15 protein-coding genes are annotated in these 15,846 nt (G+C 43.0%); 9 read left to right on the top strand and 6 right to left on the bottom strand.

The genetic code is table 11. The features are described from left to right. The first annotated feature begins 26 nt into the window (after positions 1-26). From L6421_RS04610 to L6421_RS04620, 3 genes are read left to right on the top strand one after another with little or no spacing between them, the layout of a single operon-like run. Positions 27-839 (top strand): ferritin-like domain-containing protein, encoded by an 813-nt coding sequence (locus L6421_RS04610; RefSeq protein ID WP_237264034.1) that lies wholly within the window; start codon positions 27-29, stop codon positions 837-839. Positions 840-849: 10 nt separating this feature from the next. Beyond that, entirely contained in the window at positions 850-1,521 is a 672-nt protein-coding gene (locus L6421_RS04615) for a class I SAM-dependent methyltransferase (protein WP_237264036.1), read from the top strand. A gap of 19 nt (positions 1,522-1,540) precedes the next feature. Beyond that, positions 1,541-2,476: an ROK family protein gene (locus tag L6421_RS04620; protein ID WP_237264038.1), complete on the top strand. Its 936-nt coding sequence runs from the start codon at positions 1,541-1,543 to the stop codon at positions 2,474-2,476. A 64-nt stretch (positions 2,477-2,540) separates the two neighbouring features. On the opposite strand, the gene L6421_RS04625 is transcribed toward L6421_RS04620, so the two are convergent. Next, positions 2,541-3,293 (bottom strand): VIT1/CCC1 transporter family protein, encoded by a 753-nt coding sequence (locus L6421_RS04625; RefSeq protein ID WP_237264040.1) that lies wholly within the window; start codon positions 3,291-3,293, stop codon positions 2,541-2,543. Between the two features lie 32 nt (positions 3,294-3,325). After that, on the bottom strand, positions 3,326-3,802 hold the full coding sequence (locus L6421_RS04630; RefSeq protein ID WP_237264042.1) for a YaiI/YqxD family protein: 477 nt from the start codon (positions 3,800-3,802) through the stop codon (positions 3,326-3,328). Between the two features lie 283 nt (positions 3,803-4,085). Here L6421_RS04630 and L6421_RS04635 point away from each other — a divergent pair, with 283 nt between their 5' ends. Continuing rightward, on the top strand, positions 4,086-5,393 hold the full coding sequence (locus L6421_RS04635) for a DEAD/DEAH box helicase (protein ID WP_237264044.1): 1,308 nt from the start codon (positions 4,086-4,088) through the stop codon (positions 5,391-5,393). A 99-nt stretch (positions 5,394-5,492) separates the two neighbouring features. Next, positions 5,493-5,825 carry a thioredoxin family protein gene (locus L6421_RS04640; RefSeq protein WP_237264046.1) on the top strand — a complete coding sequence of 111 codons (333 nt, stop codon included), beginning with the start codon at positions 5,493-5,495 and terminating at the stop codon, positions 5,823-5,825. A 158-nt stretch (positions 5,826-5,983) separates the two neighbouring features. On the opposite strand, the gene L6421_RS04645 is transcribed toward L6421_RS04640, so the two are convergent. From L6421_RS04645 to L6421_RS04655, 3 genes are all read right to left on the bottom strand, one after another. After that, the gene (locus L6421_RS04645) at positions 5,984-6,868 is read right to left on the bottom strand and encodes an SDR family oxidoreductase (protein WP_237264048.1); all 885 of its coding nucleotides are present in this window, start codon (positions 6,866-6,868) and stop codon (positions 5,984-5,986) included. 145 nt (positions 6,869-7,013) lie between these two features. Beyond that, on the bottom strand, positions 7,014-7,388 hold the full coding sequence (gene trxA, locus L6421_RS04650) for a thioredoxin (RefSeq protein WP_237264050.1): 375 nt from the start codon (positions 7,386-7,388) through the stop codon (positions 7,014-7,016). Between the two features lie 66 nt (positions 7,389-7,454). Beyond that, positions 7,455-8,858, bottom strand: a complete 1,404-nt coding sequence (locus tag L6421_RS04655) for a class II fumarate hydratase (protein WP_237264052.1) — start codon at positions 8,856-8,858, stop codon at positions 7,455-7,457. Between the two features lie 191 nt (positions 8,859-9,049). Here L6421_RS04655 and L6421_RS04660 point away from each other — a divergent pair, with 191 nt between their 5' ends. Together L6421_RS04660 and L6421_RS04665 are read left to right on the top strand one after the other, a co-directional pair. Further along, positions 9,050-11,233 (top strand): ATP-binding protein, encoded by a 2,184-nt coding sequence (locus L6421_RS04660; protein ID WP_237264053.1) that lies wholly within the window; start codon positions 9,050-9,052, stop codon positions 11,231-11,233. Between the two features lie 54 nt (positions 11,234-11,287). Then, on the top strand, positions 11,288-11,935 hold the full coding sequence (locus tag L6421_RS04665; RefSeq protein WP_237264055.1) for a response regulator: 648 nt from the start codon (positions 11,288-11,290) through the stop codon (positions 11,933-11,935). Positions 11,936-12,008: 73 nt separating this feature from the next. Here L6421_RS04665 and L6421_RS04670 read toward each other — a convergent pair whose 3' ends face one another. Further along, positions 12,009-12,719 carry a DUF5610 domain-containing protein gene (locus tag L6421_RS04670; RefSeq protein WP_237264058.1) on the bottom strand — a complete coding sequence of 237 codons (711 nt, stop codon included), beginning with the start codon at positions 12,717-12,719 and terminating at the stop codon, positions 12,009-12,011. A gap of 302 nt (positions 12,720-13,021) precedes the next feature. Here L6421_RS04670 and prfB point away from each other — a divergent pair. Continuing rightward, a protein-coding gene (gene prfB, locus L6421_RS04675; RefSeq protein ID WP_237264060.1) for a peptide chain release factor 2 occupies positions 13,022-14,117 on the top strand; the annotation gives its coding sequence in 2 pieces (ribosomal slippage) (positions 13,022-13,093 and positions 13,095-14,117; 1,095 coding nt in all). Positions 14,118-14,322: 205 nt separating this feature from the next. After that, positions 14,323-15,834, top strand: a complete 1,512-nt coding sequence (lysS, locus tag L6421_RS04680) for a lysine--tRNA ligase (protein ID WP_237264062.1) — start codon at positions 14,323-14,325, stop codon at positions 15,832-15,834. The last annotated feature ends 12 nt before the right edge of the window (positions 15,835-15,846 follow it).

Below are 15,846 nucleotides of genomic sequence, written 5' to 3' on the forward strand. Positions count from 1 at the left end.
TTTAAAAGTTGTACCAAAATAATCCTATGTCAAACTCCAAGCACAAAAATTTATTCGAATCGGTCTTCCAGTGTTTAATGGAAAAAGACCTGAATCGAAAAGTGAGACAGCTTTCTCAACTCCAAGAAGATTGGTCAAACGATCTGTTTGATTTCACTCCTACTGAAACGGTGGTTAGGGTCAAGGATGCCGGGCGCCCTGAAAAACCGGATCTTGTGCCTCCTAAAGACTTGCCACGACGTCGTTTAGGGTCTAAAGAAGGTCATGCCTCGTTGATGCATTCTATTGCTCATATCGAGTTCAATGCGGTTAACTTAGCGTTAGATGCCATTTATCGCTTTCAGGAGATGCCCTATGAATTTTACCGTGATTGGTTAGGTGTAGCGGGTGAAGAAGCGTATCACTTTCAAATGGTGCGAGAGCATTTAAATAGTTTGGGTTATGAATATGGTGATATGGCCGCGCATGATGGTTTGTGGATGACAACCTATGAAACCGACCATGATCCTTTAATCCGAATGGCTTTGGTGCCAAGAACTCTTGAGGCGCGTGGTTTAGATGTGACACCTCCTATGATCAGTAAGTTGCGTTCAATCGGTGATAAACGAGGTGTAGAAATCTTAAAGATTTTATTGCGTGATGAGATTGGTCATGTCGAAGTGGGTACTCGATGGTTTAGGTATTTATGTGAACAGCGTGCTTTGGATCCGTTTGAGGCATTTCAACAGATTATCCGCGACTATTTTCATGGTGATTTGCGTGGCCCGTTTAATTTTGATGCGCGCCAACAAGCCGGTTTCTCTGATGAAGAGATCCAGTGGTTGAAAACCATTCAGTAAGGTTATGTCGATGAATGTCATAGCCAATAAACTTTCTGATAAACAGCGATTGAGGATTCAAACACGCCATAAGGTGTCGGTTGAACGTTATGGTTATCAGCCACAAGCGCTGTATTGGAGTAACCGCGAAATTCAAGAGATTCGTTTTCAAAAGTTGATGGAGATGTTACCTGCTGCAACTGAGTTAAAACAGCAGGCCTGGTCATTATTAGATGTGGGCTGTGGTTTTGCAGACTTGGTGGATTATTTACAAAAAAACGAATACCTTCCCGATTACACCGGTATCGATATCTCGCCTGAAATGGTGTTAGCCGCCCAATCCTTGCACCCCCAAGCAACCATAAAAAATGGCGAATTAGCGGACTTTAATTTTAGCCCTTTGCAGTTCGATTATGTGATGCTTTCCGGAGCGTTGAACGAGGTGGTGGAAACCGAAGTCGAAGGCACGTCACAGCAGCAAGGTGATTACGCCAAGTCGGTTATACGGGCGATGTATCAAATCAGTAAAAAAGGTGTCGCGTTTAATTTACTGGACGCTCGTCATCAGTGGGTAAAGAGTCGTTACGATCTACAAAGTTTTTTACCCACGGAAATCATCGACTATTGCCAAAGCTTTGCCAGTCAGGTTGAGTTGCTGGAAGGTTATCTGGAAAATGACTTTACGGTTTACCTATATAAATAGATTACGAAGAGTTTAGAGTATGGCGACATTACGTTTTGGCATCGATTTAGGCGGTACTAAAATCGAGATTTTGGGATTGTTAGTATTGGAGGACGGCACTAATAAGGTTGTCTATCAAAAACGTATCGCTACCCCTAAGGGTGATTATCACGCTACCGTACAAGCCATTGCACAATTAGTCTTAGACGCTGAAAATGAACTGAAATCGGATTCTCAGTTGAATCCAATTATCAATTTACCAGGCCTGGTCGGTGTCGGTATCCCCGGAGCGATTTCATCCAAAACGGGTAAGGTTAAAAATGCCAATTCCACCTGGTTAATCGGTGAAGATCTGCAAGGCGATTTACAAAACGCCCTAAGCCGGCCTGTGCAATTAGCCAATGATGCGAATTGTTTTGCCTTGTCTGAAGCGGTTGATGGTGCGGCTTCGGGTTCTGACATTGTGTTTGGTGTCATCATTGGTACCGGTTGCGGCGGTGGTGTGGTTGTCAATGGTCAGATTTTAAATGGGGTGAATGCCATTGCCGGCGAGTGGGGGCACAACCCCTTGCCGTGGCAAACGGCAAGCGATGTAGCATTAGCTTGTTACTGTGGATTAAACGGTTGTAATGAAACCTTTCTTTCGGGAAGCGGTTTTGAACAACATTTTTTACAACGAACAGGCCTGGCTAAAACCGCAGAACAGATTGTGGCATTAAGTGAACAAGGTGATGTGGATGCCGAACAACTTATGCAAGATTACATGACTTGGTTGGCGAAAGGGTTAGCGAGTGTCATCAATATCCTTGACCCGGATGTGATTGTGTTGGGTGGTGGCATGTCGAATATTGAACGTATTTATCGTGAGGTGCCCAAACTATGGCATAACTGGGTGTTTAGCGATGCCGTCGATACCCAGTTAAAGCCACCCAAATTTGGCGACGCCAGTGGGGTGAGGGGAGCGGCCTGGCTATAGGCTGTGCGCCAAGCCATATTCCCCCTCTTTACCTTTTAGCATCTTATAGAACCATATAGAGCCTTTAAATACCAAACAGTTCTCTCAAGATATAGCCTGTTAAAAACGCCAAACCAGCGGCTGTGCCGCCTGTTAATAAGGTGCTAAAGCCAGAGTAGATAATGGGTTTAGCAAACACAAAGCTTTTGAGCATGCCAATAAAAAAGAACATCAGCCCGGCCAAAACCGTACTGAATAAGAACTGTTGATGAACATCGAAAGAGGGGATTAAGAACGGAATCAATGGAATCGCACCTACCACGAGAAATGCGCTAAAGGTCGTTAAGGCGGCTTTAACCGCCTCAGGAGGTCGACTTTGAATGCCGTGTTCCTCAATCAGCATGGTTTCTATCCATAAAGCCTTGTTTTGGGTGATGGTCTGTACGATGTTCTCAAGCGTATCCCCCTCAAAGCCTTTACGTTGAAAAATCTGTCTAATCTCTTCACGTTCACCTTCGGGTACCTGTTTGATATGTTCGGCTTCGGTTTGACGAATATTGTCGGCAAATTCTTGCTGTGCCTTATTGGCTTCATAATTACTGATCGCCATGCTAAAACCATCGGCAAATAAGTTGGCAAACCCTAAGATTAAAGCCACCGAGGCAGAAAAACCAGCGCCAATCGCGCCTGAAACAATTGCGAAAGTGGTTACACAACCATCAATCCCACCGAGAATCGCATCGGATATGTTTTGTCGTTTAGGCAGTTTTGCTAAACGTTTAGCAATCGCCTGAGGTTGATGCTCTTGTTCTAATTTCTGTTGATTAACCGGGTTCATATCTAGGTGGCCTATGAAAGGCTTATCAAGCCTTATGATTGTGCTGTAGGTTGTTTTTTTAGATTACTGGCCTTAGTCAGCCAGCGGTCTAGGTGGTTGGCAAATGCTTGTCGATCGGCCTGGCTTAAGACACTGGGGCCGCCGACATCGACTCCGCTATTACGCAACCCTTCCATAAAGTCACGCATATTCAAGCGTGACCGGATATTCGATTCCGTGTACAACTCCCCTCTGGGGCTTAATACGGTGGCACCTTTTGCAACGGCTTCGGCCGCAAGGGGAATATCGCTGGTGATCAGTAAATCGTTTGCGGTAATCTGTTGTACGATTTTATTGTCGGCGACATCAAATCCCGATTCGACATGTTGAAAGGTAATATAAGGCGAGGGTGGAATTCTCATGCTGTGGTTAGCCACTAAGGTGGTTGCCGTTTTAGTGCGGTCTGCGGCACGGAATAATGTCTCTTTAATGACGACAGGACAAGCATCGGCATCTACCCAAATGTTCATATAGGCCTTCTTGGAGTTGATTGATAAAAGTTCAGTTGTGGATAAATTTTAGCACACCCTGGCTTGGTTAAGCTTAATATCAAGTGAAAGGGGTTTCAAACTGTATATCAATAAGTTACCAGGCCTGGTGACAGTATTAAACTCTCGGGCTTAAGCAAGAATAAGTTGTAATCTAAATGGCTTTAATAGCCGTCTTACTGTAAGCTACACCCTCTATTCAATCCCCCTGGCAAATATCGTAAGTGTGTTTACTTTTCTTTGCCAATCAGCAAAGAGCGATACTATGGATTTTTCCTCTCTAGGTTTGTCTGAACCTATTTTACAGGCTGTAACTGAACTTGGTTATAGCAAAGCATCACCCATTCAAGAAAAGGCGATACCAGCTGTCATAGATGGCCGAGATGTGATGGCCGCGGCACAAACCGGTACCGGTAAAACCGCCGCTTTTACTTTGCCCATGTTAGAGCGTTTATTAAAAGGTGAGCGCCCGCAGAGTAATCAAGCAAGAGCTTTGGTCTTGACTCCAACTCGTGAGTTGGCGGCACAGGTTCAAGAGAGTGTTTATCAATATAGTAAACATACCGCTTTGCGTTCAGATGTGGTGTTTGGCGGGGTGAAAATCAACCCGCAAATGCAGCGTTTAAGACGAGGTGTCGATGTATTGGTCGCCACTCCTGGACGTCTATTGGATTTGCATAGCCAAAATGCCATCAAGTTCAATCAGCTTGAGGTGTTGGTTTTGGATGAAGCCGATAGAATGTTGGACATGGGCTTTATCCATGACTTGAAACGTATCATGAAACTTCTGCCAAAGAACCGTCAGACTTTATTGTTTTCAGCAACCTTTTCACCTGAGATTCGTGAGTTGGCTAAAGGCTTTGTGCGCAATCCGGTTGAAGTCTCGGTTACCCCGCCAAATAGCACGGTCAAGAAAATCGAGCAATGGATTTATGCGGTAGATAAAGGGCATAAATCCAAGCTATTGATTGATTTGATTGTGGATAACAACTGGGAACAGGTTTTGGTGTTCAGTAAAACCAAACATGGTGCTAATCGAATTACCAAACAACTTAATGCTATCGGTATCACCGCCTCTCCGATTCACGGTAATAAAAGCCAGGGTGCTAGAACAAAAGCCTTAGCCGATTTTAAATCCGGTGCGATTCGAGTGTTGGTCGCAACCGATATCGCGGCTCGTGGTTTGGATATTGACCAGCTTCCTCATGTGGTGAACTATGATTTACCGAATGTGCCAGAAGATTATGTGCATCGTATCGGGCGAACCGGTCGAGCAGGTGCAACGGGGGAAGCCATCTCTTTAGTGTGTTCTGAAGAAGACAAGCTGTTGTTTGATATCGAGCGTTTAATTGGCGAGGTTCTAGAGCGTAGAACCATTGAAGGCTATGTGCCAACACACCCTCTTAAACAGTCACGCTTGGATCCTCGCCCTAAAAAGCCTAAGAAACCTAAAAAACCAAAGGTGAACCACCAAGACGGTCAACGTTCAGGTGAAAACCGCAGAGGTCATCAAGCCCCCAGCGGCAATAAACCAGGCAGTCGTAATGCGCCTAAAAACCGTAACAACGGCTAACTGAAATTGATATAACAATAGCGTAGAATAATCGCCAAAATATAGCTTATATGACCAGGCCTGCTGACTTTATCCAAGTGGGTTTAGGAGAGAAAATTCATGCAAAACATTCAAACATTAGAAGAGTTGGATAACCTAAAGCATTCAGAAGATGGGTTATTGATTTTATTTGGTGGAAAGGCGTGCAACGTTTGCCACTCGATCAAACCGAAATTGATTGAGTTAATCAACGAAAACTACCCTAAAATCAAGATGGTTTACGTCGATTGCCATGTGGTCACGGATATTTGTTCGCAAAACGGGGTGTTTACCTTGCCGACATTACAAGTGTTTTTCACTGGCCAGCGTTTTATCGAAGAGGTTCGCAGTTTCAGTTTACAGAAAGTGATGCAAGATATAGCGCGTCCCTATTCAATGGTTTTTGAAGATTGATGTTTTCGCCATCTACGGTGGCTTTTGATTAGTCATAACGGCATGAATACACTAAGGAATAATGGGTTGGTATTTTGAATTTACCAGGCCTGGTAAAAACTACCACTCTAAAAATCCCCGAGCCTTCGTGTCTTACTGGCTAATTTTCATTTTAAAACCTATCGTTTACCGTCTCCGCCCGCTTTAACCAATAAAACATCCAGCCAACGATTTGGCAATATGCGTTTCAAATAAGCAAAGACGATGGTCGGAACGGTGACTCGATAACGAATCTTGGCTTTGTTATTCTGTAAGGCGTGCACTACACATTTGCTTACCGCTTCAGGCCCCAAAGTGAAAGGGACGCTGGGTCCAACGGTTTCTAAGCGTTTTACCATCGCTTGATATTTAGCTTGATGAGCACTTTCATCCATTTTTATCCAACGTTTAAATTGCTCGTAGGCATTTTTTCTAAACTCCGACAAAATTGGCCCCGGTTCAATCAAACTTACCTGGATATTATCCTGTTTTATTTCCAGACGTAATGTATCTGCAAATCCTTCTATGGCAAATTTACTGGCATTGTAGGCTCCGCGGTATTGCATGGCGGCAAATCCAAGGATGGAACTGTTATAGATGATTTTGCCATGACCTTGTTGGCGCATGATTTTTACCACGGCATTGGTTAATTCTTGGGTGCCGAATACATTGGTTTGAAATTGATATTCCATCGCCTCTCGACTTAAGTCCTCAACCGCACCTGGTAAACCGAAAGCCCCGTTGTTAAACAAGGCATCGATTTTGCCGTCGGTTGCTAGCAAAACTTTTTTTAAGGCGGATTGAATCGACTGGCTATCGGCTAGATCCAGTTGAAAACAGGTGATGCCTTCTTCGTTCAATCGTGTGACATCGGCTTGTTGTCGGCAGGTGGCGATAACCTGATAGCCCATTTCATGCAACTGTTTTGCGCAGTGATAACCAATACCAGTTGAACAGCCTGTCATCAGAATATTGCCTGGAGGGAGAATTTTTGTAATCGGTAACGATTGAATTGCTTGAGTCATTGAAGACGCCTAATCATCTTAAAAGTATGCAATGATTATAGGAGATTTATAATGCTTATAGTGAGAGTTTGATGTTGTCTGAGGAGTGAAATGTGGATACGATTTCTGTTTAAATCGCATCCAAAAGCAGGGGGATTAGGAAAGATTAACCTTCTTGTTTAGCCTGTGCTTCGGCTAAGTCAGCATGAACCTTGTCCATGTCTAGTTCTAGCAGTTGGCCAATACCTTCTTCAAGCGCACTTCCTGGGATTGCACCAGGGTTTGAGAAAACCACAATCTTTTCACGCATAAACACTAGAGTAGGGATAGAACGGACTTGGAACATACCGGCAAGCTCTTGCTCCTCTTCCACGTTTACTTTACAAAAAGCGATATCTGGAAATTTTTCTGAAATCTCTTCAAATACCGGACCGAATTGTTTACAAGGACCACACCACTCAGCCCAGAAATCGAAAATAACGATATCGTTGTTTGCAATAGTTTCTTCGAATTGTTCAGTTTTTAAATTAATGACGGCCATGGTTCTTCCTTTTTAATGAAAAATGAGTCTGGACCCCTGTATGGATTTCAAGGGCCCGAAATTGAGTTAAATGGATGGGTTTCCACCCTCGGTTAATAAAGCGGGATTTAAATACTGTTTTAAAGTGGCTTCATCTAAGTCCGTCATCTCTAAGGCGACATCCAAAACAGGACGGCCAGAACGATAGGCTTCTTTAGCAATCGCCGCGCCTTTTTCATAGCCGACTACGGTATTTAAAGCTGTGACCAGGATTGGGTTTACATCCAGTGCTTTTTGAATGTTTGCGGTATTGACGGTAAAGCCTTTAATGGCTAAATCCGCTAATTGAACCGAGCTTGATGCAGCGATTTCCAAACTTTGTAGCAGGTTATAAGCAATCATTGGCAGCATTACATTCAACTGGAAGTTACCCGATTGTGCGCCGACGGTGATTGCTGTGTGATTCCCCATGATTTGGGCGGCTACCATGCATACCGCTTCTGGAATGACCGGATTCACTTTACCCGGCATGATTGAACTACCCGGTTGTAACGCGGGTAGTTGAATTTCTCCCAGGCCAGCTAATGGACCCGAATTCATCCAGCGTAAATCATTGGCGATTTTCATTAAGCTAGCGGCTAATACATTGAGTTGGCCACTCAATTCTAAAGCCGTGTCTTGTGAGCTTAACCCTATGAATAGGTTTTCCATCGGCTCAAAATGAATCGCGGTAATGGTCGCCAAGTTAGCGGCAACCAAACGCCCGAATTCAGGGTCGGCATTCACGCCTGTACCAACTGCAGTACCACCTTGAGGTAGTTTTTGGATACGTTTTTGGGTTTCACGTAAGCGTTGAATGTTGTCTTTGATTTGCGCTTTCCAAGCACCTAATTCTTGACTTAATTTAACCGGCATCGCATCCATTAAGTGAGTACGTCCGGTTTTAACCACATCGGCTAACTCAAGTTCACGGTCTTCAATGACTTCGACCAAGTGCAGTAAAGCAGGCAGTAACTTTTCCTCTAATGCAATCGATGCGGCAACATGAATGGCGGTTGGAATGACATCGTTGGAACTTTGGCTCATATTGATGTCATCGTTTGGATGGACATCAATATTGGTTAATTGTTTGGTTAATGAAGCAAGCACTTCATTGGCGTTCATATTGGTGCTGGTACCTGAACCGGTTTGAAAGATATCAATTGGAAAATGTTCGGCAAAATCCCCATGAATCACTTCTTTGGCAGCGGTTTGGATTGCATCGGCTTTTTCTTCACTCAACAAGCCCAGTTCTCGGTTACTGTCTGAACAGGCAAACTTTACATAACACAAAGCGTCAATAAAGGCTTTTGGCATTGGGATTCCGCTAATCGGGAAATTGTTGATTGCACGTTGTGTTTGCGCACCATATAGCGCATTTTTTGGGACTTCTAAACTACCCATACTGTCTTTTTCAATACGTGTTTCAGTCGATGAGGTTGGTTGTGACATAGTTTTCAGGTTCTTCTTGGTTGTAATCAGCTTTTTATATTCTGAGTTCAGTAAGTAAAAAAACAGAGGATTGGAGTGCTGAAAAAGTTTATTCATGGTTAAATAACTGAGAATAAACTAAGACAAATTAATGCCAAGTATTTTACGCATTTTTCTAACAAAAATACAGAGTCAGCCCTAAGCGAATCGAAATGAGTCATTCACAATCCATTCCTAGCAATAAACTAGCCCAAAAAATGTTCGAACAAAACCTATGGTGGACTTACGCCATTAGGGAAGGTAAGGAGTTTTTGGAGTTATCCAAAGGATTGTTAAATATTTTGGGACGGCATGTTTCCCTGCTGGAAGATATTATGGGGGAATATGAAACCGAACTACTTAGGTTGAAAATTGCGGAGGCATATAAAGCCGAAAATGCGACCAGTGCCGACTTCGACATGCGTTTTATCGCCAGTTATGAAACCCTAAAAGGTAAACGCTCCTTTCAGCATCAATTAAGAGTATTAACGGTAGATAACGAAAAAATCATTTGGGTGACTTGTGTCGATGTCTCTGAAATGGTGGCTTTAGAACGTGAGATGGTCGATGCCCAAGGTCGTCTTAGCCTTAATCATCTGTATGATCGCCAAAAGGCATTACAAGAGCGTAACGCTTTCATCACTAGTTCATATAACAAACAGTCACGCTTTTTGGCTTTGCTTAGCCATGAGTTGCGTTCACCTCTGCTTGGAATCAGTAGTTTAGTTAAGCGTATCCGTTCTGAAATGGAGATTACTTCCGAAGTGAACAGTATGCTAAAAACCATTGCGATGACGGCCGAGCAGTCTACTTACTTGGTCAACGATATTCTGACGTATTCGCAAACAGAGTATGATGGAATCACACTTCATCCAACCGAAGTTTCCTTGCCTGAACTCCTGGAAAATGTCAAACAACTGACCAAATCGATTGCATCGGATAAGGATTTGATACTTTCGCTGGTTTATTTAGGTGAGCATGAGAAGGTTGTCGCAGATGGCGTTCGTTTGACCCAGATTTTGATTAACCTGATTGTGAACGCGATTAAATTTACCCAGTATGGTGGTGTGAATATCGAAATCAGTGAAGCACTTAAGGAGCGGTTTGTCTTTAAAATCACCGATTCCGGTGAGGGTATAACCCCAGAAAGACAAGCTAAGATTTTTGAACCTTTTGCTCAGTTGGAAGCGGATAGCGGTAAATATACCGCTAATGACCGTTATTTAGGCGCCGGTTTAGGTCTGTTTGTGGTCAAACAGCTGGTTGAGTTAATGGGCGGAAAAATTACGGTCACGTCTGATGTTGGGGTTGGCACTACCTTTGAATTTGAGTTGAAACTCAAGTGTGTGAAAAATGGCAAAAAACATCCTCCTGCAAACAATGTCACTCGTTTGGTGAGGGTGAATAAGGAGAGTGTTGATTCAATCGATTCCCAAAGGGATATTCTCCCTAACTCCCAATCCAAAAATAAATCGGTAGTTAATAATGTCGTTGACGCCGTTAAAGTCGCCGAAACGGCTGTCGGCTGCCATCGGGTTCTGATTGCCGATGACTCGAAAATCAACTGCATGGTTTTAGCCGGCTATTTGGCGGACTTAAACTGTGAAGTCGTGGAAGCGAAAGATGGTCGACAGGCTTGGGAGTTATTTCAACAGCAGCCGTTTGATTATGTCCTACTAGATATACAAATGCCTTTTATGGATGGTGTTGAAGTCAGTAAAAGAATTCAAGAGCGCTATGAAAAGGGTCATGCTGAAGAGTTAAAAGGGGTTTTTGCGATTACGGCGGGTGGTGATTTATCTGGCTTTATTGAGGAAGATGAAAAGCCTGAAAGTGTCGGTTTTGATGCTTGGTTGGTCAAACCGGTTAATAAACAACAGATCATTCGTTTGTTGGAAAAGGATTATCGGCATAAAGTAGAGCAAAAAGTTGAGGTTGATTCACAAAAAACGGATTTTGAAAGAGACCAACAAGTAAAACGGGAAAGCCTGGCGGTGCTGGAGGACGTTCCTAAACAGTTTCATCATCTTGTCGAACCTTTTTTGGTTGAAATGAATGACGGCATTAACGAATTACAACAGTGCAATCAATTGAATGATAAAGAGTCGATTAAAAAGATGGCGCATTATTTAAAAGGTAACTGCATGTTGTTCCAGTTGTCTGGTCTGGTGAGTTTATTCAGGAATTTAGAAACCATTCAAGAGGTTACGCTGCAAAATCATGCGTCGACAGAGCTGGATGAGGTTCAAAAAGAGGCGATCAGATTTGCAGAAACGGAAAAAACCTTACAAAATGTTGTTTTAAATGTGAAAAGTCTTGAGAACTCAATCTCAATTAGTCATAATAACGATAAGTAAAAATTAAAAATCCTTATATTCTAAGTAAAATTAATAAGTTAGGTAGAGACCGATATGTCTGAAAAAATTAGTGTTTTATTAGCCGAAGATCACGCATTGGTAAGAGCCGGGTTCAAATCAATCATTGATGGTGAAGCTGACTTTGAAGTTGTGGCTGAAGCTGAAGATGGACTTGAGTGTTTAGAGTTGATTCGAGCTAAAACGCCTGATGTTGTTTTACTTGATTTGTCGATGCCTAAGTTGAGCGGTGTTAATGCGATTACTCATATCCAGAAACGTTATTCCGATACTAAAATCATTGTACTGACTGCTGCTGAAACGATTAACGTTTGGCGTGAAGTGTTAGATATGGGAATTGATGGTATCGCGATGAAATCAATTTCACCTAAAGAGTTGGTTGCCGGTATTCGCCAGGTGATGAACGGCGAAACGTTTATACACTCTGAAATCCAACCGATTTTAGAAGCTGATGGTGGTTTGACCAACAAACGTTTATCTGTTCGTGAAAAACAAGTTGTCAAGTTGGTTGCTGAAGGGTTTAAAACCAAAGACATCGCGGAAAAATTAGAAATCAGCGATCGTACCGTTTCTAAACACCGTGAAAACCTTATGACTAAAATGGGCATGACGTCAACTGCGGAATTAACCAATTACGCCAATGAGTCAGGTCTAACGAAAGTTGGTCTTGAAGAAATTGAATAAATTTTAAAAGATACAAAAAAGGCGCTTAATAGCGCCTTTTTTGTATCTGGCAGATGCTCTAGTAACTAGAATTTCAATCCTTGTCCGTTTGTGGGTTTTCAGACGTTGTTTCAGTCGGTTCCTCAGGACTATCTGAGATACCTAAAAACTGATTCTTGAAGTTTTGCATGCCATCCAGTACCAACTGGTAAGTGGTTTCGATATTGTCGGCAATGTCACCTTTTAATACATCCAAATCACCCAATAGGCTTTTGGCTTCCTCAAAACCTTGGGTCAGGCCGCCGCCAACCACTTCTAAGAACTTATCCATTAAAGCGGCACCTTGTAGTTCGGGGTGTGCATTTTGAAACCCCGCCAGAAAACCTGTTGCGCCATCGACAATACGTTTAGCGGTGTTTTCCGGTGTCCAGTATTCCATGCCGCCTTGTGATTTTAGGGCTTCCTCACTAATAGGAGCAGGGGCTGTTTCGCCATTTTCGGCTTGCGGTATCTCTGCCATTAAAACTTCATTGAGTTTTTCGATTGCCGCTTGATAGGTCAGTTTAAGAGATTGGGTTTCTGCCGACTGACCGTTGCCAAATAGATGTGCCACCAAACTCGCTTGACGTTCGTTACGAATGGTCATTTGCGTGACTTGTTTTGAGGGCTTTTCAGTGGTTAAACTGTTTTCGTCCGCTGTTGTATTCACTGCATTAGGGTTGTGCATTCTCGCTTGCTCTGTCGGTAGTGAAGCGAGTTTATGATAGGCGTTAATCGAGCCTAAGTTTTTGGTATCAATAGCCATAGGATACACCTTTTCTGGTCAAAATCATGAGTTTACTGGCGATATTTCTCACCATTTAATGACGATTGCTATTATCTGTTTTATGCTGAATCAGTCATTATGTAAACGAAAATAGAACTTGTATATAAGTTATCGGCAGAACAAGTTTGAACTTGAACAATGAGATAGATTTAATTCATTAAATAATGGCTTGAGCTGGTTAGACATAACATTATGATATTTTATGAGAATTAAAGCATAAAAACTCGAATCCTGGTATCATTTACGGCTATTTTAAAAGTGCAGTATATGGAATTGAACAGATGGAATTAAACCCTATTTATAACCGAATTGAAGATTACCAGGCTCGTAGTGAAGTGCTTAGGGGGTATCTTTGACTACGATGTGAAATCTGAACGTTTAGAAGAGGTTTCTAAAGAGCTTGAGGACCCAAATGTTTGGAATAATCCGGAGCGAGCTCAGGCTTTAGGTAAAGAAAAGTCCCAACTGGAAAACATCGTTTCTACCATCGATGATTTGAGTTCGGGTACTGAAGCCGCTAAAGAGTTGCTCGAGATGGCCGAGATGGATTCTGATCAAGAGATGGTTGATGAAGTGGTTTCCGAATTGGACCGTTTGGGTGAACGTTTGGATAAACTTGAGTTCCAACGTATGTTCTCAGGTGAGATGGACCCGAATAACGCCTATTTAGAAATCCAGTCCGGTTCTGGTGGTACTGAAGCGCAAGATTGGGCAAATATGATTCTGCGTATGTATTTACGTTGGTGTGATAGCCATGGTTTCAAAGCGGAAATCACTGAAATTTCTGCCGGTGATGTTGCTGGAATTAAAGGTGCCACTTTGCATATTCAAGGTGACTATGCTTATGGCTGGTTAAGAACCGAATTGGGGGTCCACCGTTTAGTACGTAAATCACCATTCGATTCCAATTCAAAACGCCATACTTCATTTGCTTCGGTCTTTGTGTCACCTGAAATCGATGATAGTTTTGAAATCGATATTAATCCTGCGGATTTGCGTATTGATGTTTACCGTGCCAGTGGTGCGGGTGGTCAGCACGTAAACAGAACGGAGTCAGCGGTGCGTATTACCCATTTGCCGACCAATACCGTTACCCAATGTCAGAACGGGCGTTCACAGCATCAGAACAAGGCGGAAGCGATGAAGCAGTTGCGTGCCAAATTGTATGAGTTAGAGATGCTGAGTCGAAGTGCCGAAAAACAGGAGTTGGAAGACTCTAAGTCGGATATCGGTTGGGGAAGTCAAATTCGCTCTTATGTTTTAGATTCGGGGCGAATTAAAGATTTAAGAACCGGGGTTGAGACGGGTAATACCCAGGCAGTTTTAGATGGCGCCTTGGATCAGTTCATTGTAGCGAGTTTGAAAGCGGGCGTTTAATTGGATATGCCTTAGTTTATAAGGGATAAAAGATTGGAGTTAAATCGGTTATTACACTAGAGTTTATTGGTGTAAAAGCTTAAAATACTCGCAATTATTTAATCCCAATTTTGGAATTCATCAAGAATTCAATTCTACCAGGCCTGGTTATTTTTAAAATACCAGGCCTGGTCGTTTGTTTTGAAAATTTTAAGAGAGAAAGTTCATGTCGGAAACACAAAATAATGTGCCTGAAGTAGATGAGAATAAGATTATTGCAGAACGTCGTGCAAAACTGACTGCATTAAGAGAAGAAGGGCACTCATATCCAAATACATTCCGTCGTGAGAACGAAGCGTCTGAGTTGCAAGCCAAATATGGCGATATGAGCAAGGAAGAGTTAGAAGCGGCCGAACCTGTTAAGGTTAAGGTTGCGGGTCGTATGATGTTGCGTCGTATTATGGGTAAGGCCAGTTTTGCGACTTTACAAGATCAAACAGGGCGTATTCAGATTTACGTAACCCGTGATGAACTGCCTGAAAGTTTCTATAACACCCAGTTCAAAAAATGGGATTTGGGTGATATCGTCGGGGCGGAAGGTTACCTGTTCAAAACCAATACTGGTGAATTATCGGTGCATGTCGAACATATCGAACTGATCACCAAGTCGATTCGCCCATTGCCTGATAAATTCCATGGCCTGCAAGACCAAGAGATGCGCTACCGTCAACGTTATGTTGATTTGATTGTGAACCAAGAGAGTCGTGATACATTTGTATTACGTTCTAAAATCGTTCAGCATGTACGTAACTTCCTGATTCGTAAGGAGTTCATGGAAGTTGAAACACCGATGATGCATGTCATTCCTGGTGGTGCGACCGCTAAACCATTTAACACCCACCACAATGCCTTGGATATGCCGTTGTATCTGCGTATCGCGCCTGAGCTATACCTAAAGCGTTTGGTTGTGGGTGGCTTTGAGCGTGTATTCGAAATTAACCGTTCATTCCGTAATGAAGGTCTATCAACTCGCCATAACCCTGAATTCACCATGGTTGAGTTCTATGCGGCTTATACGGATTATCATCAGTTGATGGATTACACGGAAGAGCTTCTAAAAGAGTTGGCAGAGTTGGCCGTCGGTTCGACTAAAGTGCCATATCAAGGGCAGGAATTTGACTTTGGTAAGCCGTTTGCGCGTTTAAGCATGAAAGATGCGATTCTTCAGTACAATGCGGGTGTGACGGCGGATCAATTGGAAACCCTGGAAGCGGCAACGGCCTTAGCGGAATCGTTAAAGATTCGTGTAAAAGAAGGTTATGGCTTAGGTAAGGTCATTACTGAGATCTTTGAAGAAACGGTTGAAGAGAAACTGATGGATCCAACCTTCATTACCGAATATCCTGCTGAGGTTTCACCTTTGGCGCGTCGAAATGATGAGAATCCGTTTATTACCGATCGTTTTGAATTGTTCATTGGTGGCCGAGAATTGGCTAACGGCTTTAACGAGTTAAACGATGCCGAAGATCAGGCGGAGCGTTTTAAAGCACAGGTTGAAGCTAAAGATGCGGGTGATGATGAAGCGATGCACTACGATGAAGATTACATCACGGCATTAGAGCATGGTATGCCGCCAACAGCGGGTGAAGGGATTGGTATTGACCGTTTGGTCATGTTGTTCACCGATTCTGCTTCTATTCGTGATGTTCTACTTTTCCCGCACATGCGTCAGCTATAAAACCAGTTGTTA

This window comes from Thiomicrorhabdus immobilis (genome assembly GCF_021654855.1).
Lineage (GTDB): Bacteria > Pseudomonadota > Gammaproteobacteria > Thiomicrospirales > Thiomicrospiraceae > Thiomicrorhabdus > Thiomicrorhabdus immobilis.